Source organism: Pseudomonas protegens, assembly GCF_003732485.1.
GTDB lineage: Bacteria > Pseudomonadota > Gammaproteobacteria > Pseudomonadales > Pseudomonadaceae > Aquipseudomonas > Aquipseudomonas protegens_B.
Map to the genome: position 1 here is coordinate 131,542 of NZ_MOAK01000073.1, position 26,380 is coordinate 157,921.

24 protein-coding genes and 1 pseudogene are annotated in these 26,380 nt (G+C 59.9%); 17 read left to right on the top strand and 8 right to left on the bottom strand.

All coding sequences use genetic code 11. From position 1 onward, the window contains the following. Both BLX41_RS37375 and BLX41_RS37380 read right to left on the bottom strand, forming a co-directional pair. Window positions 1–654 (bottom strand): methyl-accepting chemotaxis protein (locus BLX41_RS37375; protein WP_404942779.1); only part of this gene is annotated, 654 nt, incomplete at its 3' end. A gap of 141 nt (window positions 655–795) precedes the next feature. Next, window positions 796–1,779, bottom strand: a pseudogene (locus tag BLX41_RS37380) (cache domain-containing protein); the annotation flags it as partial. 194 nt (window positions 1,780–1,973) lie between these two features. On the opposite strand from BLX41_RS37380, the gene BLX41_RS18845 reads away from it, so the two are divergent. Then, a complete protein-coding gene (locus BLX41_RS18845) occupies window positions 1,974–3,461 on the top strand; it encodes a helicase HerA-like domain-containing protein (RefSeq protein ID WP_123726104.1) in 1,488 nt (495 codons plus the stop codon). A gap of 15 nt (window positions 3,462–3,476) precedes the next feature. On the opposite strand, the gene BLX41_RS18850 is transcribed toward BLX41_RS18845, so the two are convergent. Next, window positions 3,477–3,932, bottom strand: coding sequence for a DUF721 domain-containing protein (locus tag BLX41_RS18850; protein ID WP_123726105.1), 456 nt, complete (start codon window positions 3,930–3,932; stop codon window positions 3,477–3,479). A 322-nt stretch (window positions 3,933–4,254) separates the two neighbouring features. Between BLX41_RS18850 and secA the strand changes: the two genes are divergently transcribed. The 3 genes from secA to BLX41_RS18865 all read left to right on the top strand — a co-directional run bounded on the left by secA (window position 4,255) and on the right by BLX41_RS18865 (window position 9,396). Then, a complete protein-coding gene (gene secA / locus BLX41_RS18855; protein WP_123726106.1) occupies window positions 4,255–6,996 on the top strand; it encodes a preprotein translocase subunit SecA in 2,742 nt (913 codons plus the stop codon). 120 nt (window positions 6,997–7,116) lie between these two features. Next, window positions 7,117–8,334, top strand: a complete 1,218-nt coding sequence (argJ, locus tag BLX41_RS18860) for a bifunctional glutamate N-acetyltransferase/amino-acid acetyltransferase ArgJ (RefSeq protein WP_123726107.1) — start codon at window positions 7,117–7,119, stop codon at window positions 8,332–8,334. A gap of 117 nt (window positions 8,335–8,451) precedes the next feature. After that, window positions 8,452–9,396 (top strand): Nudix family hydrolase, encoded by a 945-nt coding sequence (locus BLX41_RS18865; protein ID WP_123726108.1) that lies wholly within the window; start codon window positions 8,452–8,454, stop codon window positions 9,394–9,396. Between the two features lie 117 nt (window positions 9,397–9,513). On the opposite strand, the gene BLX41_RS18870 is transcribed toward BLX41_RS18865, so the two are convergent. From BLX41_RS18870 to BLX41_RS18880, 3 genes are read right to left on the bottom strand one after another with little or no spacing between them, the layout of a single operon-like run. Then, window positions 9,514–10,101 (bottom strand): cob(I)yrinic acid a,c-diamide adenosyltransferase, encoded by a 588-nt coding sequence (locus BLX41_RS18870; protein WP_123726109.1) that lies wholly within the window; start codon window positions 10,099–10,101, stop codon window positions 9,514–9,516. Between the two features lie 2 nt (window positions 10,102–10,103). Further along, a complete protein-coding gene (locus BLX41_RS18875) occupies window positions 10,104–12,140 on the bottom strand; it encodes a sensor histidine kinase (RefSeq protein ID WP_123726110.1) in 2,037 nt (678 codons plus the stop codon). 45 nt (window positions 12,141–12,185) lie between these two features. After that, window positions 12,186–13,103, bottom strand: coding sequence for a putative 2-dehydropantoate 2-reductase (locus BLX41_RS18880; RefSeq protein ID WP_123726111.1), 918 nt, complete (start codon window positions 13,101–13,103; stop codon window positions 12,186–12,188). 143 nt (window positions 13,104–13,246) lie between these two features. On the opposite strand from BLX41_RS18880, the gene BLX41_RS18885 reads away from it, so the two are divergent. Together BLX41_RS18885 and BLX41_RS18890 are read left to right on the top strand one after the other, a co-directional pair. Then, the gene (locus BLX41_RS18885; RefSeq protein ID WP_123726112.1) at window positions 13,247–13,732 is read left to right on the top strand and encodes a YajQ family cyclic di-GMP-binding protein; all 486 of its coding nucleotides are present in this window, start codon (window positions 13,247–13,249) and stop codon (window positions 13,730–13,732) included. A gap of 136 nt (window positions 13,733–13,868) precedes the next feature. Further along, window positions 13,869–14,708 carry a mechanosensitive ion channel family protein gene (locus tag BLX41_RS18890; RefSeq protein WP_123726113.1) on the top strand — a complete coding sequence of 280 codons (840 nt, stop codon included), beginning with the start codon at window positions 13,869–13,871 and terminating at the stop codon, window positions 14,706–14,708. 280 nt (window positions 14,709–14,988) lie between these two features. On the opposite strand, the gene BLX41_RS18895 is transcribed toward BLX41_RS18890, so the two are convergent. Next, complete coding sequence (locus tag BLX41_RS18895; RefSeq protein ID WP_123726114.1) at window positions 14,989–16,329, bottom strand: OprD family porin; 1,341 nt, start codon at window positions 16,327–16,329, stop codon at window positions 14,989–14,991. A gap of 930 nt (window positions 16,330–17,259) precedes the next feature. Here BLX41_RS18895 and BLX41_RS18900 point away from each other — a divergent pair. After that, window positions 17,260–17,685: an HIT domain-containing protein gene (locus tag BLX41_RS18900; protein ID WP_123726115.1), complete on the top strand. Its 426-nt coding sequence runs from the start codon at window positions 17,260–17,262 to the stop codon at window positions 17,683–17,685. Between the two features lie 3 nt (window positions 17,686–17,688). Beyond that, a complete protein-coding gene (locus tag BLX41_RS18905) occupies window positions 17,689–17,895 on the top strand; it encodes a SlyX family protein (protein ID WP_123726116.1) in 207 nt (68 codons plus the stop codon). 66 nt (window positions 17,896–17,961) lie between these two features. On the opposite strand, the gene BLX41_RS37120 is transcribed toward BLX41_RS18905, so the two are convergent. Further along, window positions 17,962–18,567 (bottom strand): cold-shock protein, encoded by a 606-nt coding sequence (locus BLX41_RS37120; RefSeq protein ID WP_123726117.1) that lies wholly within the window; start codon window positions 18,565–18,567, stop codon window positions 17,962–17,964. A 464-nt stretch (window positions 18,568–19,031) separates the two neighbouring features. On the opposite strand from BLX41_RS37120, the gene BLX41_RS18915 reads away from it, so the two are divergent. From BLX41_RS18915 to tolQ, 9 genes are all read left to right on the top strand, one after another. Next, entirely contained in the window at window positions 19,032–19,505 is a 474-nt protein-coding gene (locus tag BLX41_RS18915) for a Dps family protein (protein ID WP_011063023.1), read from the top strand. Window positions 19,506–19,692: 187 nt separating this feature from the next. Then, the gene (locus tag BLX41_RS18920) at window positions 19,693–19,914 is read left to right on the top strand and encodes an FmdB family zinc ribbon protein (RefSeq protein WP_010457489.1); all 222 of its coding nucleotides are present in this window, start codon (window positions 19,693–19,695) and stop codon (window positions 19,912–19,914) included. 95 nt (window positions 19,915–20,009) lie between these two features. Continuing rightward, window positions 20,010–21,785, top strand: coding sequence for an aspartate--tRNA ligase (gene aspS / locus BLX41_RS18925; RefSeq protein ID WP_123726118.1), 1,776 nt, complete (start codon window positions 20,010–20,012; stop codon window positions 21,783–21,785). A 112-nt stretch (window positions 21,786–21,897) separates the two neighbouring features. Beyond that, complete coding sequence (locus tag BLX41_RS18930) at window positions 21,898–22,644, top strand: YebC/PmpR family DNA-binding transcriptional regulator (RefSeq protein ID WP_123726119.1); 747 nt, start codon at window positions 21,898–21,900, stop codon at window positions 22,642–22,644. Window positions 22,645–22,773: 129 nt separating this feature from the next. Next, entirely contained in the window at window positions 22,774–23,298 is a 525-nt protein-coding gene (gene ruvC / locus BLX41_RS18935; protein WP_011063020.1) for a crossover junction endodeoxyribonuclease RuvC, read from the top strand. 114 nt (window positions 23,299–23,412) lie between these two features. Next, window positions 23,413–24,021 carry a Holliday junction branch migration protein RuvA gene (gene ruvA / locus BLX41_RS18940; RefSeq protein WP_123726120.1) on the top strand — a complete coding sequence of 203 codons (609 nt, stop codon included), beginning with the start codon at window positions 23,413–23,415 and terminating at the stop codon, window positions 24,019–24,021. Further along, window positions 24,022–25,080, top strand: a complete 1,059-nt coding sequence (ruvB, locus tag BLX41_RS18945) for a Holliday junction branch migration DNA helicase RuvB (RefSeq protein ID WP_011063018.1) — start codon at window positions 24,022–24,024, stop codon at window positions 25,078–25,080. It abuts the gene before it with no gap. 138 nt (window positions 25,081–25,218) lie between these two features. Continuing rightward, a complete protein-coding gene (gene ybgC, locus BLX41_RS18950; protein ID WP_123726121.1) occupies window positions 25,219–25,686 on the top strand; it encodes a tol-pal system-associated acyl-CoA thioesterase in 468 nt (155 codons plus the stop codon). Beyond that, on the top strand, window positions 25,676–26,371 hold the full coding sequence (gene tolQ, locus BLX41_RS18955; protein WP_011063016.1) for a protein TolQ: 696 nt from the start codon (window positions 25,676–25,678) through the stop codon (window positions 26,369–26,371). The genes ybgC and tolQ overlap by 11 nt, the downstream gene beginning before the upstream one ends. Window positions 26,372–26,380 lie beyond the last annotated feature (9 nt).

Genomic DNA, 26,380 nt, shown 5'->3' on the forward strand with positions numbered 1-26,380 from the left:
ATTGATTTCGGTGATGTCCATATTGATGGACTCCACCACCGAGGTCTGTTCCTCGGTGGCGGTGGCCACCGACTGGTTCATGCCGTCGATTTCACCGATGCGCTGGGTCACGCTGTTCAGCCGTTCTCCAGCCTGGTTGGCGATCTCCACGCTGTCCTGGCTGTGACGCTGGCTATTGCTCATGGTGCTCACCGACTCGCGGGCGCCCACTTGCAGTTCTTCGATCATGGTTTGCACCTGCTGCGCCGACTCTTGGGTGCGGTGCGCCAGGTTGCGCACTTCGTCGGCAACCACGGCAAATCCGCGGCCGGCTTCACCTGCACGGGCCGCTTCAATGGCGGCGTTGAGTGCCAGCAGGTTGGTCTGTTGGGAGATGCTGGTGATGACTTCGAGAATCTGCCCGATGTTCACGGTCTTGCTGTTCAGGGTCTCGATGTTGCTGCTGGAGGCGCTGATCATGTCTGACAGCTGGTTCATCGCCTGGATGCTGCGATCCACCACCTGCTGGCCGTCTTCCGCCAGGTTGCGGGCGTCGCTGGCCTGCTGCGAGGCCTGGGCGGCATTGCGGGCGATTTCCTGGGCCGCGGCGCCCAGTTGATTGATGGCCGCGGCGACACTGTTGGTGCGACTGGCCTGCTCATCGGAGTTGAGCATCGATGAGTTGGAGGCGCTGACCACCCGCAGGGCTACTTCGTTGACATGTTCGGTGGCCGAGGACACTTCGCGGATCGAGCCGTGGATACGTTCGACAAAGCGGTTGAAGGCTGTACCGAGGATGCCGAATTCGTCCTGATTGTGGATGTTCAGGCGGCGGGTCAGGTCGCCTTCGCCATCGGCGATGTCTTGCATGGCACGGGTCATCACGTGCAGGGGCTGCATCAGCAGGCGTATCAGCAGGCCCAAAAGGGCGATGGTCAGGGCCACAGCGGTCAGGGTGGCGATCAGGGCGGAGGTGCGAAATTCGCTGAGCATGGCGAAAGCCTTGTCCTTGTCCACCGACAGGCCGATGTACCAGTTCACCGAAGACAGGCCCTTGATCGGGGTGAAGGTGACGATACGGGTTTTGCCGTCGACGCTGATCTCACTGAGGTCGCTGCTGATGCGCGGGGTGTCCTGGGGATAGACGTCCTTGAGATTCTTCATCACCAGGTTCTTGTCCGGGTGCACCAGGATCTTGCCGTCGGCGCTGATCAGGAAGGCGTAGCCCATGCCGTCGAAGTCCAGGGCATTGATGCTGTCGGCAATCACCTGCAGGCTCAGGTCGCCGCCCACTACCCCAATCCGCTGGCCGGCCTTGAGCACGCTGTCGACAATCGAGATCACCAGTTGGCCGGAGGCCAGGTCGATATAGGGTTCGGTCAGGGCCGAGCCATTGGTGCTCTCGGCACTTTTGTACCAGGGGCGTGCGCGAGGGTCGTAGCCGTTGGGCATCTTGCTGTCCGGGCGGATGATGAAGGTGCCGTCCTTGTTGCCCAGGTAAGCCCCCATGAAGGTTGAGCTCACGGACTTCTGTTCCAGCAGGTTGCTGACATTGGTCGGGTCGGGGTTGAGAGCCACCGATTGCGAGATGTTCTCGATCAGCAAGGCGCGGCCGGCGAGCCAGGTCTGAATATTTTTTGCCGTAACGTCGCCCATTTCCTGAAGATAGTTGTCCAGATCATCACGAATGGCGTTGCGTTGCAGGTAATCGTTGTAGAGCGTGAATAGCGCAAATGCAGCTATGACGATCAGCGAGGCGGCAAGCAGGATCTTGTGGCTGAAGCGCAGATTTTTGTTCATGGCTTGGTGTGTCCGCTAAGGTCTTTGAGTCCAGGGCATCGGGTTGGAAAAGCGCGCAAAATGGGCGGTGTTATAAGTAAGCTGATATCTCCATCTATCCCAAAGGAATTACCTGACCTTTATTTCAGATACTTCTGATCCATCATTTCTTCATATCGACCGTGTAAGGCCAAAGATTAACCAGGGGTGACAAAATGCCTGACTCATCGCAACTCGTTATCGGTGCCGACCTTGGTGGTCAGCCGATCGCTCAGGCCATGCGCCTGGCCAACCGCCATGGTCTGGTGGCGGGCGCCACCGGTACTGGCAAGACCGTGACCTTGCAGCGCCTGGCGGAGGCCTTCAGTGACGCCGGGGTGGCGGTGTTCGCCGCGGATGTCAAAGGCGATCTGTGTGGGCTGGGGGCTGCGGGCAATCCACAAGGCAAGATCGCCGAACGGATCGCCGGTATGCCATGGCTTGAACATAAGCCTCAGGCGTATCCGGTAACGCTGTGGGATATCCACGGCCAGTCCGGTCATCCCTTGCGCACCACCTTGAGCGAAATGGGGCCGCTGTTGCTGGGCAGCCTGCTTGAACTCACCGACAGTCAGCAGTCGGCGTTGTATGCGGCGTTCAAGGTGGCGGACCGTGAAGGGCTGTTGTTGCTGGACTTGAAGGATCTCAAGGCGCTGCTCAATCACCTCAAGGACAACCCTGAACTGCTGGGAGATGACGCGGCGTTGATGACCACCGGTTCCAGTCAGGCGCTGTTGCGGCGACTGGCGACCCTGGAACAGCAGGGAGCGGAAGCTCTGTTCGGTGAGCCCGCGTTGCAACTGGAAGACATTCTGCAACCGGCTGCCGATGGTCGTGGACGTATTCATCTGTTGGACGCCAGTCGTCTGGTGCACGAAGCGCCGAAAGTCTATGCGACCTTCCTTTTATGGCTGCTGGCTGAATTGTTCGAGCAATTGCCGGAGCGCGGTGATGCGGACAAACCTGTGCTGGCGCTGTTTTTCGATGAAGCCCACTTGCTGTTCGCGGGCACTCCCAAGGCTCTGCAGGATCGATTGGAGCAGGTGGTGCGGCTGATTCGCTCCAAGGGTGTGGGGGTGTATTTCGTCACCCAATCGCCAGGGGATCTGCCGGACGATGTACTGGCTCAACTGGGGCTGCGTATTCAGCATGGCTTGCGGGCATTCACCGCCAAGGAGCAGAAGTCGTTGCGGGCTGTGGCCGATGGTTTCCGTCCCAACCCGGCCTTTGACGCGCTGGCGGTGCTCACTGAGCTGGGCATCGGCGAGGCGTTGGTAGGGACCCTGCAAGACAAGGGGACGCCGGAAATGGTCCAGCGCGTGCTGGTGGCACCACCGCAATCGCGAATCGGGCCGTTGACCGAGGCCGAGCGCAAGGCTCTGATCGCCAGTTCGCCGTTACAGGGTCGTTATGACAAACCTATCGATCGCGAGTCTGCCTATGAGGTGCTGATGGGGCGCAAGGACCTGGCGCCTGACGCGCAGGCGACGCCCGACAAGCCCGCCGCTGAAGAGCCGAGCCTGGCTGATCGGGCGGGTGAATTTCTCGGCACCGCCGCCGGGCAGGCATTGAAGTCGGCCATGCGTCAGGCGGCCAATCAGTTGGGTCGGCAATTGGTCAGGGGCCTGATGGGGTCGTTGCTGGGCGGCAGCAAGCGGCGCTGAGGCCTGGTGTCTGGCTCAGCCCCGTGGTTTGGCGTGGCTGGCCAGGCGCTCCAGGGCGGCGCGCAGATTGGGATCGGTGATGCCTTCGGCTGTGGCCTGGATAGTTGCCGCGGCGTTGTTCGACAGATCCATTGTGTGCCCCGCTGCGCCCTGTTGGACCGTCGGTGGCTGGACCTTGAACAGGATGCGCGTGAGGTTGCTGAACTCGTTGAACTCCAGCAGTTGGCGTTGCAGGCGTTTTTGCTGATAGCGCAGACGCGTAGCCCAGTGGCCATCGGTGACGATCAGCAGCAAGCTGCCTTCTCGCCAGGAGGCGACGTGGCAATGTTCGCGAGCTGCCGGTTGCAACTGGCTCTCCAGCAGGCGCTGCAAATGCGCCAGGCGCTGGGCGTGGCCGAGTATGGCTTTGAGTGGCTTGGCTTCGCGAAGAAGAACGGCGGGCGCGCGTGCCGTAAGGGGGCGAAATGCCATGATCAGAAACCTGAAGTTACAGAGGCGCCATGGTAGCAGAAAGCACCCGGGGCACCGGGCTCATTGCTTTTTCGTACTTTGACTACTTTCTGGCGCTTTGCTGATCGTAATCATTAAGTTCTGTAGTCAATGGGCTTGAAGTTCGGCAAAAAGCCCTTATTTTAGGTGAGCCCCGTCACAGCGCTGTGCCAGCATCGTGGAATAACGCCACTTTCCTCACCATCGTTTCCGGGTAGAATGCTCGTTCGCATGCGGCCATGAGGGCTGCTCGGGCGACTCACGGGGCCGCCCTCCAACCCTATGTGTGGAAGATCCTGCCGATATGTTTGCGCCTTTGTTAAAGAAACTTTTTGGAAGCAAGAACGAGCGTGAAGTCAAACGCATGCTCAAGACGGTACAGATCGTCAATGCCTTCGAAGAGCAAATGGTGGCCCTTTCGGACGATCAATTGCGTGCCAAGACTGCCGAGTTCAAGGCCCGTATCGCCAAGGGTGAAACCCTCGACAAACTGCTTCCCGAAGCCTTCGCGGTTGCCCGTGAAGCCGGTAAGCGCATCATGGGTATGCGTCACTTCGACGTGCAACTGATCGGTGGCATGACCTTGCATGAAGGCAAGATCGCCGAGATGCGCACCGGTGAGGGCAAGACCCTGGTAGCCACCCTGGGTGTGTACCTCAATGCACTGTCCGGCAAGGGTGTGCACGTTGTGACGGTGAACGATTACCTGGCACGTCGTGACGCCAACTGGATGCGTCCGCTGTACGAGTTCCTCGGCCTGAGCGTCGGCGTGGTCACGCCGTTCCAACCGCCTGAAGAGAAGCGTGCCGCCTACGCCGCCGACATCACCTACGGCACCAACAACGAGTTCGGTTTCGATTACCTGCGCGACAACATGGCTTTCAGTATGGAAGACAAGTTCCAGCGCGAGCTCAATTTTGCCGTGATCGACGAAGTCGACTCGATCCTCATCGACGAAGCCCGTACCCCATTGATCATTTCCGGTCAGGCTGAAGACAGTTCCCGCCTGTACACCGAAATCAACAAGCTGATCCCGCGTCTCGAGCAGCACATCGAGGAAGTGGAAGGCCAGGTCACCAAGGCCGGCCACTTCACTGTCGACGAGAAGACCCGTCAGGTCGAGCTCAACGAGGCCGGTCACCAGTTCATCGAAGAAATGCTGACTCAGGTCGGCCTGCTGGCTGAAGGCGAAAGCCTGTACTCGGCGCATAACCTGGGCCTGTTGACCCACGTTTACGCCGGCCTGCGTGCCCACAAACTGTTCAACCGCAACGTCGAATACATCGTCCAGGATGGCCAGGTAGTCCTGGTGGACGAGCACACCGGCCGTACCATGCCCGGTCGTCGCTTGTCCGAAGGTCTGCACCAGGCCATCGAAGCCAAGGAACATCTCAATATCCAGGCCGAGAGCCAGACCCTGGCCTCGACCACTTTCCAGAACTACTTCCGTCTGTACACCAAGCTGTCCGGCATGACCGGTACCGCCGACACCGAAGCCTTCGAGTTCCATCAGATCTACGGCCTGCAGGTGATGGTGATTCCGCCGAACAAGCCGCTGGCTCGTAAGGACTACAACGACCTGGTGTTCCTGACCGCGGACGAGAAATACGCCGCGATCATCAACGACATCAAGGAATGCATGACCCAGGGCCGTCCGGTGCTGGTGGGTACCGCGACCATCGAAACTTCCGAGCACATGTCCAACCTGCTCAACAAGGAAGGCATCGAGCACAAGGTCCTGAATGCCAAGTTCCACGAGAAGGAAGCGGAAATCATCGCCCAGGCCGGTCGCCCGGGAGCCTTGACCATCGCCACCAACATGGCCGGTCGTGGTACCGACATCCTGCTTGGCGGCAACTGGGAAGTGGAGGTCGCCTCCCTGGAGAACCCGACCCCGGAGCAGATCGCCCAGATCAAGGCCGACTGGCAGAAGCGTCACCAGCAAGTGCTGGAGTCCGGTGGTCTGCAGGTAATCGCTTCCGAGCGTCACGAATCGCGCCGTATCGACAACCAGCTGCGTGGTCGTGCCGGTCGTCAGGGGGATGCCGGTTCCAGTCGCTTCTACCTGTCCCTGGAAGACAGCCTGATGCGTATCTTTGCCTCTGACCGGGTGAAGAACTTCATGAAGGCATTGGGCATGCAGTCCGGCGAGGCGATCGAGCACCGCATGGTGACCAACGCCATCGAGAAGGCCCAGCGCAAGGTGGAAGGCCGCAACTTCGACATCCGCAAGCAATTGCTGGAGTTCGACGACGTCAACAACGAGCAGCGTAAAGTGATCTATCACATGCGCAACACCTTGTTGGCGGCGGACAACATTGGTGAAACCATCGCCGATTTCCGCCAGGACGTGCTCAACGCCACCGTCAGCGCGCATATTCCGCCGCAATCGCTGCCCGAGCAGTGGGACGTGGCCGGTCTGGAAGAGTCGATCCAGAGCGGTTTCGGCGTAAGCCTGCCGATCCAGCAATGGCTCGACGAAGACGATCACCTGTACGAAGAAACCCTGCGCGAGAAGCTGCTCAACGAGTTGATTGCCGCGTACAACGAGAAAGAAGACCAGGCCGGTGCCGAAGCGCTGCGTTCTTTCGAGAAGCAGATCGTCCTGCGGGTACTGGATGACTTGTGGAAAGACCACCTGTCCACCATGGACCACCTGCGCCACGGTATTCACCTGCGCGGTTATGCGCAGAAGAACCCGAAGCAGGAGTACAAGCGCGAGTCCTTCACCCTGTTCTCCGAGTTGCTGGATTCCATCAAGCGCGATTCGATCCGGGTCCTGTCCCATGTGCAGGTCCGTCGCGAAGATCCGGCCGAGGAAGAGGCGCGCCTGCGTCAGGAAGCCGAGGCACTGGCCCAGCGCTTGCAGTTCGAACACGCCGAGGCTCCGGGTCTGGATCAGCCGCAAGCGCTGGAAGAAGGGGTTGATGTCGATGTCGCCCTGGCCACCGCACCGGTGCGCAACGAGCAGAAACTGGGCCGCAACGAACTGTGCTACTGCGGTTCGGGCAAGAAGTACAAACACTGTCACGGCCAGATCAACTAAGATCCTCGCCAGACACTGAAACACCCGCGCCGTGACGGCATCCGCCGTCGCGGCGTTTTTCCATTTGCAACACCGTCTTTTGAGACGACGGTGCAGACACCTGATAAGAGGAGCGCATTCATGGCTGTTGGTCTTGGTCCTTTGCCTACGTTGCACCCGGTTGCCGGTTTCGAGCTCGGTATCGCTTCGGCCGGCATCAAGCGCCCCGGGCGCAAGGATGTGGTGGTCATGCGCTGTGCCGAAGGTTCCACCGTGGCCGGGGTGTTCACTCTCAATGCGTTCTGCGCCGCGCCGGTGATCCTGGCCAAGCAACGTGTGCAGGGGCCGGTGCGTTATCTGCTGACCAACACCGGTAATGCCAACGCCGGTACCGGCGAGCCTGGCCTGGCTGCTGCCACCCGCACTTGCGCCAAGCTGGCGGAACTGACCGGCGTCGATGCCAGCGCTGTGCTGCCGTATTCCACTGGCGTGATTGGCGAGCCGCTGCCGGTAGAGAAAATTGAGGGCGCTCTGCAAGCTGCGCTGGATGACCTGTCCGTGGACAACTGGGCGGCCGCGGCCACCGGGATCATGACCACCGATACCCTGCCCAAGGGCGCCAGCCGTCAGTTCCAGCACGATGGCGTGACCATCACCGTGACCGGTATCAGCAAGGGGGCCGGGATGATCCGTCCGAACATGGCCACCATGCTCGGCTACATCGCCACCGATGCCAAAGTCTCTCGAGAAGTGCTGCAGAACCTGTTGCTGGACGGTGCCAACAAGTCTTTCAACCGCATCACCATCGACGGTGATACATCCACCAACGATTGCTGCATGCTGATCGCCACCGGTCAGGCCAAGCTGCCGGAAATCACCCAGGCCGAAGGGCCGCTGTTCGCTGCCCTGAAGCAGGCGGTGTTCGAGGTTTGCATGGAAGTGGCCCAGGCCATCGTCCGTGACGGCGAAGGCGCAACCAAGTTTGTCACCGTTGAAGTCAACGGCGGTGGCACTCACCAGGAATGCCTGGATGTGGGCTACACCGTGGCTCACTCGCCGCTGATCAAGACGGCTCTGTTCGCCTCCGACCCGAACTGGGGCCGCATCCTCGCCGCTGTAGGCCGTGCCGGTGTACCGGATCTGGATGTCAGCAAGATCGATGTGTTCCTCGGTGAGGTCTGCATTGCCAGCCGCGGCGCGCGGGCTGCCAGCTACACCGAGGCCCAGGGCGCGGCAGTGATGCAGCAGGAAGAAATCACCATCCGCATCGAACTGGGTCGTGGTGCGTGCAGCGAAACAATCTGGACCACTGATCTGTCTCACGAATACGTGAAGATCAACGCGGAATACCGCACTTAAGAACCTCTCCGGCACGCCGCTCCACCCCCTGTAGGAACCGGCCTGCCGGCGAAGCGCACATCTCAACGCCTGGCCCGTGAGGGCCAGGCCCAATGCCTGATCAGAGGAAACAGTGCGGTGAAACGAGTACATGTGGCTGCGGCCGTCATCCGGGATGCCTCCGGCAAGATCCTGATTGCCCGGCGTGCCGATACTCAGCATCAAGGTGGCCTGTGGGAGTTTCCCGGAGGCAAGGTCGAAGCCGGAGAAGCGGTGGAAACCGCGCTGGCCCGTGAACTGCAGGAAGAGCTGGGCATCGCCGTACAGACGGCGCGCCCGCTGATCAAAGTGCAGCACGACTATCCGGACAAACAGGTATTGCTGGATGTCTGGGAGGTCTCGGCGTTCAGTGGCCAAGCCCACGGCGCGGAAGGGCAGCCCCTGGCGTGGGTCAGCCCTCGTGAGCTGGCCGATTATGAGTTCCCCGCAGCCAATCAACCGATTGTCGCTGCAGCGCGTTTACCCGCTCATTACCTGATTACTCCTGAAGGCCTGGAAACCCCGACCTTGCTGCGTGGCATGCAGAAGGCCATCGCCCAGGGCAGCAAGCTGATTCAGTTGCGGGCTCCTGGTGGCTACGATCCGCAGTACCGCGATCTGGCGGTGGATGCAGTGGGACTGTGTGCGGGCAAGGCGCAGTTGATGCTCAAGGGGCCGTTCGAGTGGCTAGGGGATTTCCCCTCTGCCGGCTGGCACATTACTGCGGCGCAATTGCGCAAGTACGCCAGCGCCGGACGGCCTTTTGGCAAGGATCGCTGGCTGGCCGCCTCCTGCCATAACGCCGAAGAGTTGTCCCTGGCGCAGCAGATGGATGTGGATTTCGTGACCTTGTCCCCGGTGCAACCGACCCAGACTCATCCCGATGCCCAACCCCTGGGCTGGGAGCAGGCGCAGCAGTTGATCAGTGGTTTCAACAGGCCTGTGTATCTGTTGGGGGGCGTGGGGCCTGCCGAATGTCAGCAAGCCTGGGAAGCCGGTGCTCAAGGTGTTGCCGGTATCCGCGCCTTCTGGCCGCAGGACTGAAGACATCCTCTGTCGCCGCGCTGGCTAGCAGCCGTCTATGTAGGAGCTGGCTTGCCAGCGAAGGCGTCGTCGGCCGTTATGCAGGGCTTGCAAACCTTTTCGCCGGCAAGCCGGCTCCTACGCAGAAGGGGTGGGTTTGGCGGCGGCCTGCCAGAGGATTTCGGCGATGCCCTGGCGTTTGGCAATCAGGCGTGCGGCGACAAACAGCAAGTCCGACAGGCGGTTGATGTAGGCCAGTCCTACTCCCTGCAGAGGCTCCAGTGCATTCAACTGCTGGCAGCGACGTTCAGCGCTTCGAGCCAGGCTGCGGCAAACGTGGGCCTGGGCGATCAGTGCCGAACCGCCGGGCAGAATGAAATTCTCCAGGGGCCCCAGTTCTTCGTTCCAGACATCGATGGCCGCCTCCAGGCGCTGCACTTCGGCCTCGTTGAGTGCCTGATAGACCGGCATCGCCAGTTCGCCGCCAAGGTCGAACAATCGATGCTGACACGGCGTCAGTACGGTGATCACTTCCTCCAGCCCCGGACAGGCGCTGCTCTGCTCGTTCAGGCCGGCCAGGAGCAGTCCCAGCTGGCTGTTTAGGGTATCGACCTCGCCTATGGCTTCGACCCGGGGATGATCCTTGGGCACTCGACGGCCGTCTCCCAGCCCGGTTTCGCCTTTGTCGCCGGTGCGGGTGTAAATCTTCGACAAGCGAAAGCCCATGCTTAGTTCTCCAGTGGTAACGGTTCTTGGACCAGAGGCTGGCTGCTGGCCAGGGGCAGGCGCAAGGTGAAACAGGTGCCTTGGCCCCGGGTCGACTGCACTTCCATCTGTCCCTTGTGATTGTTGGTGATGATGAAGTACGACACCGACAGGCCGAGCCCGGTGCCCTGGCCGATCTCCTTGGTGGTGAAGAAGGGCTCGAAGGTGCGTTTGCGCACGTTCTCGCTCATGCCGATACCGTTGTCTTCCACCTGGATTTCAGCCCAGGGCGGATTGAGTCGGGTGCGCAGGGTGATGCGTCCCGGTTCGCTGTCGTCGTCGCGCTGATGAATGGCCTGGGCTGCGTTCTTCAGCAGGTTGAGCAGCACCTGCTCCAGTTCGTTGGCGGTGCCCGGGACCGGGCCCAGATTCGGGTCGAACTGGCGAATGATGGCCTGGCCCTTGAAGTCGAAACCTATGGCCAGGTCGAAGTCGTTGCTGGCGATTTCTACCGCCTGGTCGATCAGTGCCGGCAGGTCGCAAGGCGCCATCTGCCGATTGCTGCGTCGGCTGAAACTGAGCATGTGGGTGACGATTTTTGCCGCCCGGGCCCCGGCTTGTTGAATGCCATCCAGCAGTAGCGGGACTTCACGGCTGTCCAGGTAGCGATTGACGGTTTGCAGTTCGACACCGATCTGCTGTGCGTGTTCGAGGTTCTTTGGCAGCTCGGGGGATAGCCGGCGGCGAATGTTCTGCACGTTGTGCAGGATCGCTCCCAAAGGGTTGTTGATCTCGTGGGCCATGCCGGCCGCGAGACCGCCCACCGAAAGCATCTTTTCCGATTGCACCATCATTTCTTCCAGAGACAGGCGCTGGGTGATGTCGTCGATCCGGATCACCACGCCGCGTCCGGCGCCGCCCATCAGTGGGTAGAAAGTCAGGGCGTAGTGCTTGGCCTCCTCATCCTTGAGCCAGGTCACCCGCTCGACCTTGGTGACGGTGTGTTGCTCGACGGTTTCCTTGAGTTGCGGCAGGAACGGCTTGAGGGGTTCGAAGGCGAGGAAGATCGGTTGGTTGAGGGCTTCGTCCAGACGGGTGCCGGACAGGGCGCTGGCCTCCTGGTTCCATTGGGTGACGTACAGCTGCTCGTCCAGGGCGATCAGCGCCGAGGGCATGGAGTCGATGATGCTGTTGAGGTAGTTCTGGAAACCGGTGAGCTTCTTCTCGATCTTGCTGCGCACCTGGACTTCCAATTCCAGCTTGCGGTTGGTATGGCGGGTTTCTTCCGCCAGTCCCTGGGCTTGATCGTAGGCGGCCTGGGAGTCGTCCCGGGCACGCTTGAGCTGTTGTTCCCGGGCTTCGATACGCGACAGCATGGTATTGAAGGCTTCCGCCAGGCTGCCGATTTCATCGTGGTTGCCTCGAGAGGCGCGCAGCGAGTAGTTCTCCTCGCGAGTCACCTGACGCGAAAGCACCTCGAGCTGGTGAATGGGCTGGGTGATCAGGCGCTTGATCTGCCGGGCGATGATCAGCCATAGCAACACGCTGAAAATCAGGATTCCCAGGCTCGCGGTGAGGGTGCCGGTGTAGAACGCCATCGGCAGTTCGCTGGTGGCCACCAGCAGCAGATGGCCTGGCGCCTGGCCCGGGCGGGGCAGGGCAATCACTTGGTTGCTGCGAAATTCGGTCAGTTGCCAGGCTTCGATGTGCCGGTAGCGTTCGGGTAGCTTGAGGTGTTCTCCATGTTGCAGTTGGGCCAGACGCATGCCCTTGCCGTCATAGAGTGCCGCCGCCCGCAGCGGGGTGTAGCTGTCCAGCTCGTTGAGCAGCTTTTGCGCATCCTCGGGAGAGTTCAGAGCCTGTACCGCCAGGGCCGGATTGGACACCAGCCGGCCGATAGTCTGCAGTGCCTGGGGCGCCATGCTTTCCTGGGATATCCAGTAGGCGGCGCTGATAAAGGTCAGGTTGGCGACCAGCAGCACGGTGGTCAGCAGGACGAGCAGGGCGGCCAGGAGCTTCTGGCCCACGGGCAGGTTTTCGAGACGCTGGCGCAATGGCATCGGCTATATCGCTGGAAATGAGCAAGTGGGCAGCGTAGCCGCTGCTCAGGCGCTGGGCAATCCGCGTAGACGCAGGTGGCTCACCAGGCGTTGCTGCAACTGTTGCAGATGAGGCAGCTGCAAGCGGTGACGGGCCGCGGCCTGGCAGGCATAGCCCAGTAAATAGCTGATTTCGGTCCGCCGTTGGCTGGCCACATCCTGATGCATCGAGGAGTAGTTGGCGGCGGTGGCCTGGATAACCCGTTCCACCTCCTGTTGCAGGTTTTGCGCCGCGGTGGGTTGTCCGCAGCATTGCAACAACTCGCTCAGCTCGGCGCACAAGGTTGCCACTTCGCATTGGTGTTGCTGCAGGCCGCCGTTGCGGCAGTCGTGCAGCACGGTCAAGGGATTGATCGCACAATTGAGCGCCAGCTTGCGCCAGAGTCGGGTCAGTATCTGGGTGCTCCATTCGTGGGGGATGCCACTGGCACTCAACTCATCCAGCCAGATCGGCGGGGTAGGGTGGCCCGAATCGCCAAGCCAGGTGTAGCCATGGCCAGCGAAGACCACTCGCCAGTCACCGTCGCGAAATGCGCCTTCGGTGCTGGAGGCGGCGATGCAGCGCGCTTGGGGCACTCTGGTGGCCACCGCGTCCTGGCTGCCCAGGCCATTTTGCAGCAGGATCAGTTCGGCGCCCTGGGCCAGGCGGGGGGCGATGCTGGCCACCGCCGCTTCGGCGTCGTAGGCCTTGCACGCCAGCAGCAGGCGATGGATGGGGGCGGGGCTCTTGCAGGTTTCCCCGGGAATGGCCAGCAGGCTGCTTTGGCCCTGCTCCACCAGGGTCAGGCCGCCCGCCGCCTGATAGGCCTGCAGGCGCGTCTGATCGCGCAGGATCAGGCGCACCGGCAAGCCGGCGCGGGCCAGGCGGGTGGCCCACAAGGTGCCGAGGCTGCCGGCGCCGAGAACATGCCAGGTCGTGGACATCAAGTTTTCGCTCTGTTTGGCAGCCCCGCAGAGGGCGCGCGGTGAAGGAGGGGAAAGACCCGTTATAATGAGCGCGGATTTTAACCGCAAGCCGGGCGTGTTCGATGTTTTGAACAGCGCCCCTTTTTATTTGGAGAGATTACATGCCGTCGTTTGACGTGGTATCCGAACTGGACAAGCACGAAGTCACCAACGCGGTGGAAAACGCCGTCAAGGAACTGGACCGCCGCTATGACTTGAAGGGCAAGGGCAGCTTCGAGTTCAAGGAAAAGGAGTTGGCCGTCAACCTGACCGCCGAAGCCGAATTCCAGCTCGAGGCCATGATCGAGATCCTCAAGCTGGCCTTGGTCAAGCGCAAGATCGATGTGCAGTGTCTGGAGGTCAAGGACGCCTACGCCTCGGGCAAGGTGATGAAGCAGGAGGCCGTACTCAAGGAAGGAATCGATAAAGAGTTGGCGAAGAAGATCGTCGCTCATATCAAGGATGCCAAGCTCAAAGTGCAGGCTGCCATTCAAGGCGAGCAGGTACGGGTCACCGGCAAGAAGCGCGACGATCTGCAAGAGGCCATTGCCGCTCTGCGTGCCAAAGAATTCGGCATGCCGTTGCAGTTCAACAACTTCCGCGACTGACCCGCTTCTCCGGGAACCTCTAGAGCTTTTTGGCGTCCGAGGCCGGAGCAATGGCAGAAACGATTGAGCTCCAGGCGAGCCGGTCGTTCTGCCGGTCAGTCAAGCACGCCGCAACCCCGGGAATCTGGAGAGATAGATGGATTTGAACGCTGAAGTAGACAACCTGGTCCGGGCTTCCCAAGCCTGGGTTCCCATGATCATGGAATACGGCAGCCGGGTGCTGCTGGCAGTACTCACCCTGGCTATCGGCTGGTGGTTGATCAACAAGCTGACTCATAAAGTGGGCAAGCTGTTGGCGTTGCGCAATGCCGACCTGGCGTTGCAAGGATTCATCAGCAGCTTGGCCAATATCATTCTCAAAGTGCTGCTGATCGTCAGCGTGGCCTCGATGATTGGTGTCGAAACTACCTCTTTCGTCGCTGCGATCGGTGCCGCCGGCCTGGCCATCGGCCTGGCCTTGCAAGGCAGCCTGGCGAACTTCGCCGGCGGGGTGCTGATCCTGCTGTTCCGTCCGTTCCGCATTGGCGACTTCATCGAAGCCCAAGGCATCAGCGGTAGCGTGGACAGCATTCAGATCTTCCACACCGTGCTGCGTACCGGTGACAACAAGACGGTGATCGTGCCTAACGGCAACCTGTCCAACGGCATCATCACCAACTACAACCGACAGCCGACCCGCAAGGTGGTGTTCGATGTGGGTGTGGACTACGACGCGGACCTGCAGAAGGCCCGCGAGGTGCTCCTGGAGTTGGCGAAAGACGAGCGAGTGTTGGCCGATCCTGCACCGGTAGCTGTGGTGTCCACGCTCGGAGACAGCGCGATTACCCTGTCGCTGCGGGTCTGGGTCAAGACTGCGGACTACTGGGATGTGATGTTCCAGTTCAATGAGCTGTCCCGAGATCGCTTGAAGGCCGCAGGAATCGATATTCCCTTCCCGCAGCGAGTGATTCGAGTGGTTCAGGAAGCAGCAGTGTAAGTACGTCAATTTCAAGACTTGGCCGTTCGGTCAACTAATGCTGTTCAGGACAAGGGGCTATCAGCCCCTTGTTTGTTTTCAGGGGCAGCCATTGATAACTATCAAGTTGCAATCCGCGCCAGCGAACATCAACTATTTAAGTTTGCCTGCTTAGTTAGCTTGCTATTTAATTTTGGTTTTTCCGCAAAGTTTCTTGCGAGCATAAAAAAGCCGCCGACCTGATTCAGGGCGGCGGCTTTTATTTCAACTGCGTATTAGCGCATTCAGCTGAGCACTGAAATTACAAGATGCTCAGTGGATACTCTACGATCAGGCGCAGGTCGTTCAGGTTGTCGTAGTTGGTCGCGCGGTAATCGCTGTTGGTACCACGATAGATCGCGTTACGCAGACGGAAAGACAGGTCCTTGGCCGGGCCTTCTTGCAGTACATACTTGGCTTCTACGTCCCATTCGTGCTCCTTGCCATCGTTGGAGTCAGCAACGGTAACGTTGCTGCCACGAATGTAGCGGGTCATGAAGCTCAGGCCTGGTACGCCGAAGGAGGCCATGTTCAGGTCGTAGCGAGCCTGCCAGGACTTCTCGTCCTCACCAACGAAGTCGGAGATCTGCACGGAGTTGGCTACGTAAACGGTACCGCCACCGTCGACACCGTAGTTGTAACCGGTTTTACCAGCGGACTGCTGGAAGGCCAGGGTGAACTTGTGGGCTTCGATGCTATAGGCGGCTGCCAGGCTCCAGACGCGGTTGTCCAGATCGCCGGCCAGTTTCTTGCCGTCGTCCTTGCTGCGGTAGCCGTTGAAGTCGAAGTTCAGCGACTGTTTGTCGCTCAACGGCAGGGTGTAGTTGACGTTGACGTACTGCTTCTTCCAGTAGTCTTCAACGTCGGAAGCGTGCACGGCGAAGATGAAGTTCTCAAGACCCGAGTAGGTGAAGCCGGCGATGTTCGCTGCGCTCAGTCCTGGGTTTTGCTTGCCGGTGACACGGCTGCGACCGTTGATGCTGTCACGGCCCATGCCAGTTTGCGCGCTCAGAGCGGTGAAGCGACCGGCGCTCAGTTCCAGACCCTTGATCTCGTTGCTGGTGATCAGGGTACCGGTGGCGACTTCAGGCAGCAGACGGCCGTCGTCGGTGGTGAAGACCGGGCTGGATACGAACTGGTTGCCGTATTTCAGAACGGTGTCGGAGATGCGGAACTTCGCTGCTGCGCCCAGTTTGGACTGAGTGTTTTCCGGTTCGCCGGAGCCGTTGGTAGCGAACAGACCGTTACCGGCACGACCCGAGCCACCGTCGAGTTTCACACTGCCCATGGCCATGGCATCGACACCGACACCGACGGTGCCCTGGGTGAAGCCGGATTGATAGTTGAGCAACTCGCTGATACCGGTGTCTTGACGGTAGCCGCTGGTTTTATCGTCAGTACCGGTGGTGTAAGTGCCGTTACCACGACGCACGTTGCCCACGCCGTCCTTATAGTCTCGGTTCATGTACATCGCACGGGTTTTCGCGGTCAGGGTGCTGTCTTCGATAAAGCCCTTTGCGTCGTCCTGGGAGGACGCGATTGCGAACTGCGAGGTGCCTGCTGATACAGCCAGGGCGATCATGCTCCACTTCATCACGCGCATCGTGATTTGCTCCTTTGGTTTTTAGAAGAGTACTGCCGTCCCACCTGTTTTATTATCTGGGCGGCTCTTTCTTTTTGTGTCGGCGCAAACTTATATCACGCTGACAATGTTGGCGATACTTGCCTATCTATCCTTTCAGCTTCTTTACGACCCTGTCGCAAACTGCTCGATCGGTGTCGCAATTCTGCAGTCGGTCTGTATCCGGACCAACAACTTATGCAGTGTTCTTCGAAGCAATATCACGAGGAATTAAGCCCCCCATGTACACACTCTACAAAGCACCGCGGGGCAACCCTGCCACTATTATTATGAGTCTGTGACGGGCCACTTCTGGTGATCCGCCGCAGACGATGTCGGGTTGAATGCAACAAGCGTGCACAAACCGAATTTGCTTCGTCTTTTTTCTTCTGGGCGGCATGCCGACCTGTAAAAACCGCATAAAATCGCCACTTCAAGCGTCTTTTTGTTTGGCTTGACGCGATGCTCTTCCTGGTGCAGGACTGTGCAATAAGTTGCACAGCGTGCCAAAACGTTACCGCTGCACACTGCAAAGTGAGTAAACGGCGGATGCTTGAGGGATTTAGCGTAGACCGCCTGTACGATTCTGGTGCAAAACTTTTGCAACGCTGTGCACGGTTCATACAGTCATGGGCAGGTAGGGTGAGGAACATCAATAGCTTGGCCAGTCACTTTTCGCGCATTTTCTGCGTGTTGTGCGCAAATGGTGCGAAGGGCTGGAAAGTGTTCTGCTGTGGGGCGTGGCTCCTGCATTGAGATTGGCTCCTTGCCGGGGGGAGAGGGCGCTATCCTGGCGCAGTCTCATTGATCATGAAGCTCAATGCATTCACAGGTATGCTGCGCGTCTGTCGCCTGGCCAGTGTCGTTGATACTGAACGCCAGGCTGGAATGAGCTGAGCGGGAGTAAGCGCGGTGTTCACTTTAGATTCACGGCTGCACCAAGACACATTGCCCATCGGGGATTTCCCCCTCTGTCGGTTGCTGCTGTCCAATGACGCAAACTATCCCTGGTTCATCCTGGTGCCACGTCGAGAAGATATCAGCGAGTTGTTTCAGCTGGATGTCACCGACCAGCAGCAGTTGTGGCAGGAAACCACGGCTCTGGCTGAAGTGCTCAAGGATTCTTTCGACGCCGACAAGATGAATGTGGCGACCCTGGGTAACGTGGTCAGCCAGTTGCATATGCATGTGATCGTGCGTAAACGCGATGATGCGGCCTGGCCCGCGCCGGTATGGGGCAAGCACCCGGCCGAGCCTTACAATGCGCAGCAGGTTGCGGCGATCCGCGATCGGCTGCGGGTGGTGTTGGCCGATGATTTCCAGTTTCTGGAGGACTGAGTCATGAGCCTGGAAGAACGTGTAACCGATCTGGAGAGCCGTCTGGCGTTCCAGGATGACACCATTCAAGCCTTGAACGATGTGCTGGTATCGCAACAGAAGGTTGTCGAGCGCCTGCAGTTGCAGATGAGCGCCTTGCTCAAGCGTCAGGAAGAAATGCTCGGGCAGTTCGAATCTTTCGAAGAGGAGGCGCCGCCCCCACATTATTGAGGGAGAGCAGGTGTCCTTGAGGCATAAAAAAACCGCGCCTTGGCGCGGTTTTTTTGTGGGCGCGAATCAGCGGCGCGGCAAGGCAGCGATGACGTCTTCGGCTTGCAGGCCCTTGTCGCGGTTCATCACCGAAAACTCTACGCGCTGGCCTTCTACCAGGACGCGGTGGCCTTCTCCGCGAATGGCGCGAAAGTGCACGAAGATATCGTCGCCGGAGTCCCGGGAGATAAAACCGAAACCCTTGGAGGTGTTGAACCACTTCACGGTGCCGGTATCGCGGTTGCTCATGTCATAAGTCGGCGCAGCGGAGGCCGCCGGTGAGGACTTGTAAAAGCTGATGGCCAGATGCAGGACCACGGCGAGCAGAGCGGTCAGCAGGCTGACCAGGACCGCCGGTTGGCCACCAATGACTGGCATTGGTGCCAGCAGGGTGAGGGTTTGCAGAACGACAACCAGTACCAGCAGTGCACTGACCAGATTCTGCAAATGATGGCGCGAGCCTTTGTTCCAGTACGGGATAACTGGGGCGAGGATCAGGTTGAGCAGGCCGAAAAGGGCCAGGTAAATAGCATCGGGTTGTTGCAGGTAGGGAATTGCGTCGGATCTAAGGCTCGGAATCAAGGACAGCAGCAAAGCTGCAATGCCTGTCAGCAGGTGGACGATTTTCAACATTTTGATTAACTCACGTTAAGAAGGGAGCACAAGGAAGAGCTGATCACGCACGGTTCGCTTCTGAACAAATAGGTGAGGCGGTGGTTTCGTACGCGGTGTCAGCCTATGCGCGCTGGCCGAAGAAATAGGCAACAGCGACACGGGCTCTATTTAACAGCAAAGCCCAGGCCTTCTCAAATCAGCAGCGGCCCCCAGGGAGGGGCTGGAAATACCGCGGGTCAGGTGGTGGCTTCGCAGCATTGGGCAAAGACCTGTTCTAGACGGATGGCCGTGGATTTTCCAAGGAACGTCGGTTTTTCCCTGCTGTCAGATCTGGCTCGAACTCAACGCTTAAAGGCCTTGGCTGGGCCGCGAGACAATCCACCGCAGGCTGATCGACGATCCGGGTCGGCGGGGGTGCAGTACTCTTGCTAGAGTGGTCCGGCAGCTGATTGGGTGAATCCATCCCGTTAACGGAGAGAAACATGGCAATTGATATCGGTATCAGCGAAGAAGATCGTAAATCCATCGTCGACGGCCTTTCCCGTCTGCTTTCGGATACTTACGTGTTGTACCTGAAAACCCATAACTTCCATTGGAACGTCACCGGCCCACAATTTCGCACCCTGCACTTGATGTTCGAAGAGCAATACAACGAACTCGCCCTGGCCGTCGACCTGATTGCCGAACGTATCCGTGCCTTGGGGTTCCCGGCGCCGGGCGCCTATTCCATTTATGCCCGACTGTCCTCGATCAAGGAGGAGGAGGGCGTGCCGGCGGCTGAAGAAATGATCAAACAGCTGGTGGCCGGTCAGGAAGCGGTAACCCGCACCGCCCGGGGCATCTTTCCGTTGCTGGACAAGGTCAGCGATGAACCGACCGCGGATCTGCTGACCCAGCGTATGCAGGTGCATGAAAAAACCGCGTGGATGCTGCGCTCTCTGCTGGAAAACCGTTAAGCCTGTAATAGCGAATGACGTCCTGGGCGTCATTCGCGCCTTTTCACAGCGTCCGCTATCTATATGGTCATACGGCTGCACAGGGCCGATTTAATGGATATAATCCCGCTCTTTGCTAGGTAGCCCGAGCTTTGGCGTGGGCTCTGGCTGTAGTTCAAGCAGTAATCTGGATTGCCGAGACGCCCCCATGCCCATGTACGACTACCAATGCGCTTCCTGTGGTCATCAGTTGGAAGCCATTCAAAAGATCAGCGCCGCGCCGCTGGTCGATTGCCCTGCCTGTCAGGCGCCTGAACTGAAAAAGATGCTGTCCATGCCCGGTTTCCGCCTCAGTGGTACCGGCTGGTATGAAACCGACTTCAAGACCGGCTCCAAGAAGAATCTGGCCGGTGGCGACAAAGCTGACTAAGTTGAACGACACGCGCGAGCTCTTGCACTAACCGGCACCTCGAGGTGCGCAAGGCCTCCATCGAATTTCGAATTACGAGAAGTGAAACCACTACCATGATGCGCAGCCATTATTGCGGCCAACTGAACGAAAGCCTGGAAGGTCAGGAAGTAACCCTTTGCGGATGGGTCCACCGTCGCCGTGACCATGGCGGAGTGATTTTCCTCGATATCCGTGATCGTGAAGGTCTGGCCCAGGTGGTGTTCGACCCGGACCGCGCTGAAACCTTCGCCGCCGCCGACCGCGTGCGCAGCGAATACGTAGTCAAGATCACCGGCAAGGTCCGTCTGCGTCCGGCCGGTGCCGGCAACGCCAACATGGCTTCGGGCATGATCGAAGTCCTGGGCTACGAGCTGGAAGTGCTGAACGAAGCGGAAACCCCGCCGTTCCCGCTCAACGAATACTCCGACGTGGGTGAAGAAACCCGTCTGCGCTATCGCTTCATCGACCTGCGTCGTCCGGAAATGGCCGAGAAGCTGCGTCTGCGTTCGCGCATGACCACCAGCATCCGTCGCTACCTGGACGAGAACGGTTTCCTCGACGTGGAAACCCCGATCCTGACCCGCGCCACCCCTGAAGGTGCTCGCGACTACCTGGTACCGAGCCGTACCCACGCGGGCAGCTTCTTTGCCCTGCCGCAATCGCCACAGCTGTTCAAGCAGCTGCTGATGGTGGCCGGCTTCGACCGCTACTACCAGATCGCCAAGTGCTTCCGCGATGAAGACCTGCGTGCCGACCGTCAGCCTGAGTTCACTCAGATCGACATCGAGACCAGTTTCCTCGACGAAAAAGACATCATGGGCCTGACCGAAGGCATGATCCGCAACCTGTTCAAGGAAGTGCTGGATCTGGAATTCGGCGAATTCCCGCACATGACCTTTGAAGAGGCGATGCGTCGCTACGGTTCCGACAAGCCGGACCTGCGCAACCCGCTGGAACTGGTGGACGTTGCCGACCAGCTCAAGGACGTGGAATTCAAGGTGTTCAGCGGCCCGGCCAACGATCCGAAATGCCGTATCGCTGCCTTGCGCGTTCCTGGTGGGGCGAGCATGCCGCGCAAACAGATCGACGACTACACCAAGTTTGTCGGCATCTACGGCGCCAAGGGCCTGGCCTACATCAAGGTCAACGAGCGCGCCAAGGGTGTTGAAGGTTTGCAGTCGCCGATCGTCAAGAACATCCCGGAAGCCAATCTGAACGTGATTCTCGATCGCGTGGGCGCGGTCGACGGCGACATCGTGTTCTTCGGGGCCGACAAGGCCAAGATCGTCAGCGAAGCCCTGGGCGCGCTGCGTATCAAGCTCGGTCACGACCTTAACCTGCTGACGTGCGAATGGGCGCCGATGTGGGTTGTCGACTTCCCGATGTTCGAAGAGAACGACGACGGCAGCTTCACCGCCCTGCATCACCCGTTCACTGCGCCGAAGTGCTCGCCGGAAGAACTGGAAGCCAACCCGGCTACCGCTCTGTCGCGCGCCTACGACATGGTTTTGAACGGCACCGAATTGGGTGGCGGTTCGATCCGTATCCACCGCAAGGAAATGCAGCAAGCGGTATTCCGCCTGCTGGGCATCAGCGAAGCGGAACAGGAAGAGAAGTTCGGCTTCCTGCTGGACGCCCTCAAGTACGGCGCGCCGCCGCACGGTGGCCTGGCCTTCGGCCTGGATCGCCTGGTGATGCTGATGACCGGCGCCCAGTCGATCCGTGAAGTGATCGCCTTCCCGAAAACCCAGAGCGCGGCCTGCGTCATGACTCAGGCACCGGGTCTGGTGGATGCCAAGGCTCTGCGCGAGCTGCACATCCGCCTGCGCGAACAGCCCAAGGCTGAATAAGCCGGCCCGATAAGGCGCACCTTCGGGTGCGCTTTTTCTATGGGTCGAGTTTTTGTTGCCCGCACCCGCCATGCGGCGTGGGCAATGTTTCAAAGAGAATTTGGAGCAAGTTATGGCAGGTCATTCCAAGTGGGCGAACATCAAGCACCGCAAAGAGCGTCAGGATGCCAAAAGAGGCAAGATCTTCACCAAGTGGATTCGTGAGCTGACCGTCGCGGCCCGTCAGGGCGGCGGCGATCCCAACTCCAACCCGCGCCTGCGCCTGGCCCTGGACAAGGCCCTGGGTGCCAACATGAGCCGCGACATCATCGATCGGGCCATCGCCCGTGGTACCGGCGCTGCCGGCAGCGACGATGTGGTCGAGCTGACCTATGAAGGCTACGGCCCCAACGGCGTGGCGGTGATGGTCGAGTGCATGACCGACAACCGCAACCGCACCGCGGCAGCTGTTCGTCATGCGTTCAGCAAGTGCGGCGGTAACCTGGGTACCGACGGTTCGGTGGCCTATCTGTTCGAGCGCAAGGGTCAGATCACCTTCACCGAAGGTGTCGATGAGGACGCGTTGATGGACGCGGCGATGGAAGCCGATGCCGACGACGTGGTCAGCAACGAAGACGGCTCCGTCGATGTGTTTACCTCGTTCGCCGGTTTCTATGGCGTGCGCAATGCCTTGGATGCGGCGGGTTTCACTGCTGCGGACGCGGAAATCGTCATGCTGCCGACCACCAGTGCCGAACTGGACCTGGAAGGCGCGGAGAAGGTTCTCAAGCTGATCGACATGCTGGAAGACCTGGATGACGTGCAGAACGTCTATTCCAATGCGGATATTCCGGAGTCGGTTGCCGAGCAGCTCGGCTGATCCAACTGCACTAACCTTGAAGCCGGATGTGCGAAGCCGCGATGATTGCGCGGCAAGGTACTTCCGGCTTCTGCCTTTTCGCGGTTCCGGTCATGGCCGGCAAGCCTCTTTATTCAAGCAGCAGGCGTTATGACTCTTATTCTTGGCATCGACCCCGGTTCGCGCATTACCGGCTATGGCGTGGTTCGAGACACGGGGCGCGGCTGTGTGTACGTGGCTTCCGGTTGCATCCGTACCGGCGCCGGTGAGCTGCCCGATCGGCTGCAGATCGTCTATCGCGGTGTTCGTGAGGTCATCCAGACCTACGGTCCGGTGACCATGGGGATCGAGAAGGTGTTCATGGCGCGCAACGCCGACTCGGCGCTGAAGCTCGGCCAGGCACGTGGCGCAGCGATTGTCGCCGGTGCCGAAGAAGGGCTGGAGATCGCCGAATATACCGCCACCCAGGTCAAGCAGGCTGTGGCCGGCACCGGCGGCGCCAACAAGGAACAGGTACAGATGATGGTCATGCACCTGCTCAAATTGACCACCAAGCCGCAGATCGATGCCTCGGATGCCCTGGCCATCGCCATCTGTCACGCTCACACCCGTTCCAGCCTGCTGCCCCATGGCCTGGGAACGGCACGCAGTCGTGGCGGCCGCCTGCGTCTCTGATAGCATCAGCGCAGTCATTTTAGGGGTTGAGCGTTTTACGCCTGGGTAGCCGGCGCGGACGCTCGCCCAACGAGTCGCCAGCTGCGGGCTGGCCATCGCCTAAGGATCTGAAACGTGATTGGACGCTTGCGCGGCACCCTGGCTGAGAAACAGCCGCCGCACCTGATTCTTGATGTAAACGGGCTGGGGTACGAAGTCGAAGTGCCGATGACCACCCTGTATCGCCTGCCGTCGGTCGGCGAACCCCTGACCTTGCACACCCATTTGGTCGTCCGTGAGGACGCGCAGTTACTCTACGGCTTCGCCAGCAAGCGCGAGCGAGACTTTTTCCGCGAGTTGATCCGTCTCAATGGTGTAGGCCCGAAACTGGCCCTGGCCTTGATGTCGAGCCTTGAGGTGGATGAGCTGGTGCGTTGCGTGCAGGCCCAGGACACTTCGGCCTTGACCAAGGTGCCTGGGGTCGGCAAGAAGACAGCCGAGCGCCTGCTGGTGGAACTCAAGGACCGCTTCAAGGCCTGGGAGGCCGTACCGAGCATGTTTGCCCTGGTGCCGAACCAGCCGGATGCGCCAGTGCCGGTGGCCAGCGCCGAGTCGGATGCGGTCAGTGCGCTGATCTCCCTGGGCTACAAGCCGCAGGAGGCCAGTAAGGCGGTATCTGCGATCAAAGACAAAGGCTTGAGCAGTGAAGACATGATCCGCCGAGCCCTGAAGGGAATGATTTAAGTGATTGAAGCTGACCGTCTGATCGCCGCCACGGGGCCCCGTGAGCGCGAGGAAATCCAGGACCGGGCGATTCGCCCGGTCAGCCTGGCCGACTACATCGGCCAGCCCAGCGTGCGCGAGCAGATGGAGCTGTTCATCCAGGCCGCCCGTGGGCGCAACGAATCCCTGGATCACACCCTGATCTTCGGCCCTCCGGGGCTGGGCAAGACCACCTTGGCCAATATCATCGCCGAGGAAATGGGGGTATCGATCAAGAGCACTTCCGGCCCGGTACTGGAGCGCCCTGGTGATCTGGCGGCGCTGCTGACCAATCTTGAGCCCCATGATGTGCTGTTCATCGACGAGATTCATCGGCTGTCGCCGATCGTCGAGGAAGTGTTGTACCCGGCCATGGAGGACTTTCAGCTCGACATCATGATTGGCGAAGGCCCTGCGGCGCGCTCGATCAAGCTGGACCTGCCGCCGTTCACTCTGGTGGGGGCGACCACGCGGGCGGGGATGCTGACCAACCCGTTGCGCGATCGTTTCGGTATCGTCCAGCGCCTGGAGTTCTATAGCACCGCGGACTTGGCGACCATCGTCAGTCGTTCCGCCGGTATTCTCGGACTGCCGCTGGACCCGGAAGGCGCCTTCGAGGTGGCTCGGCGCGCCCGGGGTACTCCGCGGATCGCCAACCGCCTGTTGCGTCGGGTACGGGACTTCGCTGAAGTGCGGGCCAAGGGGCATATCACCAAGCCGATCGCTGATCTGGCACTGAACCTGCTGGACGTTGATGAGCGTGGCTTCGACCACCAGGACCGGCGTCTATTGCTGACCATGATCGAGAAGTTCGACGGTGGCCCGGTAGGGGTCGACAGCCTGGCTGCGGCCATCAGCGAGGAGCGTCATACCATCGAGGATGTGCTGGAACCGTATCTGATCCAGCAGGGCTACATCATGCGTACCCCTCGTGGTCGTGTGGTAACCCGGCATGCCTATCTGCACTTCGGGCTAAACATCCCGTCACGAATGGGGGACATGCCCGTGGTAGACGAATTCCTCGATGCCGTGGACGATTAATAACCCGCGCCTTGTCGATTTATTCGGGGTTTGTGCTGTCCTAGGGACTGGCATCGTTAAAACATCACGAAAAGTCGTACAAGAATGAAAAAACAGTTGCCTGGCCGGATTGGCAACCTGAGGAGTAAGCACTAGAGTATGCGCGCGCAAAACGGGCTTGAGCCGTTCGCACATCGTTGTCGCGTTTATTACGAGGACACCGATGCCGGCGGCATCGTGTATTACGTTAATTACCTTAAGTTTATGGAGCGGGCTCGAACCGAGCGGCTACGACACATGGGCTTTGCCCAATCGCAGCTGGCAGGGGAGAACCTGTTATTTGTCGTGCATTCCAGCGAAGCGCGTTATCACGCGCCGGCGCGACTGGACGACGAGCTTCTGGTCAGTGCCCAAGTTACCGAATTGAACCGGGTCAGCCTGCGCTTCACTCAGCAGGTCAGGCGGGCCACAGACAATGTGCTGCTCTGCGAGGGGCAGTTTCTGGTGGCCTGTGTGCGCGCCGACAATTTCAAACCCCGCGCCATTCCAGACGCTCTGCGTACGGCCTTTGCCGACGAGAGCAGCGCGGGTACACACTCAGAGCAGGAGATAAAGCGTGGAAGCTAACGTCGTCGACCATTCCTCCATGTGGAGCCTGGTCAGCAATGCCAGCGTTGTAGTGCAGTTGGTAATGCTGACCCTGGTTGCCGCATCGGTGACTTCATGGATCATGATCTTTCAGCGCAGCAACCTGCTGCGCGCCGGTCGACGTGCCCTGGAGAGCTTCGAAGAGCGCTTCTGGTCCGGTATCGACCTGTCCAAGCTGTACCGTCAGGCGGGCAGCAACCCTGATCCGGATTCCGGCGTGGAGCAGATCTTCCGTGCCGGCTTCAAGGAATTCTCCCGCCTGCGTCAGCAGCCGGGTGTCGATCCTGAAGCAGTCATGGAAGGCGTAGCCCGTGCCATGCGCGTAGCGATCTCCCGCGAAGAAGAAAAGCTCGAGCAGAGCCTGCCGTTCCTCGCCACTGTGGGTTCGGTCAGCCCGTACATCGGTCTGTTCGGTACCGTTTGGGGGATCATGAACTCCTTCCGCGGCCTGGCCCAGGCCCAGCAAGCGACCCTGGCCACTGTGGCTCCGGGTATCGCCGAGGCCCTGATCGCTACGGCCATCGGCCTGTTCGCGGCCATCCCGGCGGTGATCGCCTACAACCGTTTCGCCGCTCGTGGCGAGACGCTGATCAGCCGCTACTACACCTTCGCCGACGAGTTCCAGGCGATCCTGCACCGTAAAGTGCACACCAGCGAAGAGTGAGCAGGTAAA

Excerpts from the sequence above, each read along its gene's own strand:
- BLX41_RS18885 (WP_123726112.1), top strand. The coding sequence starts at position 13,247 with ATGCCGTCGTTTGACGTGGTATCCGAACTGGACAAGCACGAAGTCACC.
- argJ (WP_123726107.1), top strand. The coding sequence starts at position 7,117 with ATGGCTGTTGGTCTTGGTCCTTTGCCTACGTTGCACCCGGTTGCCGGT.
- secA (WP_123726106.1), top strand. The coding sequence starts at position 4,255 with ATGTTTGCGCCTTTGTTAAAGAAACTTTTTGGAAGCAAGAACGAGCGT.
- BLX41_RS18850 (WP_123726105.1), bottom strand. The coding sequence starts at position 3,932 with ATGGCATTTCGCCCCCTTACGGCACGCGCGCCCGCCGTTCTTCTTCGC.
- BLX41_RS18875 (WP_123726110.1), bottom strand. The coding sequence starts at position 12,140 with ATGCCATTGCGCCAGCGTCTCGAAAACCTGCCCGTGGGCCAGAAGCTC.
- BLX41_RS18895 (WP_123726114.1), bottom strand. The coding sequence starts at position 16,329 with ATGCGCGTGATGAAGTGGAGCATGATCGCCCTGGCTGTATCAGCAGGC.
- ybgC (WP_123726121.1), top strand. The coding sequence starts at position 25,219 with ATGCGCGCGCAAAACGGGCTTGAGCCGTTCGCACATCGTTGTCGCGTT.
- aspS (WP_123726118.1), top strand. The coding sequence starts at position 20,010 with ATGATGCGCAGCCATTATTGCGGCCAACTGAACGAAAGCCTGGAAGGT.
- BLX41_RS18880 (WP_123726111.1), bottom strand. The coding sequence starts at position 13,103 with ATGTCCACGACCTGGCATGTTCTCGGCGCCGGCAGCCTCGGCACCTTG.
- BLX41_RS18920 (WP_010457489.1), top strand. The coding sequence starts at position 19,693 with ATGCCCATGTACGACTACCAATGCGCTTCCTGTGGTCATCAGTTGGAA.
- BLX41_RS18915 (WP_011063023.1), top strand. The coding sequence starts at position 19,032 with ATGGCAATTGATATCGGTATCAGCGAAGAAGATCGTAAATCCATCGTC.
- BLX41_RS18930 (WP_123726119.1), top strand. The coding sequence starts at position 21,898 with ATGGCAGGTCATTCCAAGTGGGCGAACATCAAGCACCGCAAAGAGCGT.
- BLX41_RS18890 (WP_123726113.1), top strand. The coding sequence starts at position 13,869 with ATGGATTTGAACGCTGAAGTAGACAACCTGGTCCGGGCTTCCCAAGCC.
- ruvC (WP_011063020.1), top strand. The coding sequence starts at position 22,774 with ATGACTCTTATTCTTGGCATCGACCCCGGTTCGCGCATTACCGGCTAT.
- BLX41_RS18845 (WP_123726104.1), top strand. The coding sequence starts at position 1,974 with ATGCCTGACTCATCGCAACTCGTTATCGGTGCCGACCTTGGTGGTCAG.
- BLX41_RS18870 (WP_123726109.1), bottom strand. The coding sequence starts at position 10,101 with ATGGGCTTTCGCTTGTCGAAGATTTACACCCGCACCGGCGACAAAGGC.
- BLX41_RS18905 (WP_123726116.1), top strand. The coding sequence starts at position 17,689 with ATGAGCCTGGAAGAACGTGTAACCGATCTGGAGAGCCGTCTGGCGTTC.
- BLX41_RS37120 (WP_123726117.1), bottom strand. The coding sequence starts at position 18,567 with ATGTTGAAAATCGTCCACCTGCTGACAGGCATTGCAGCTTTGCTGCTG.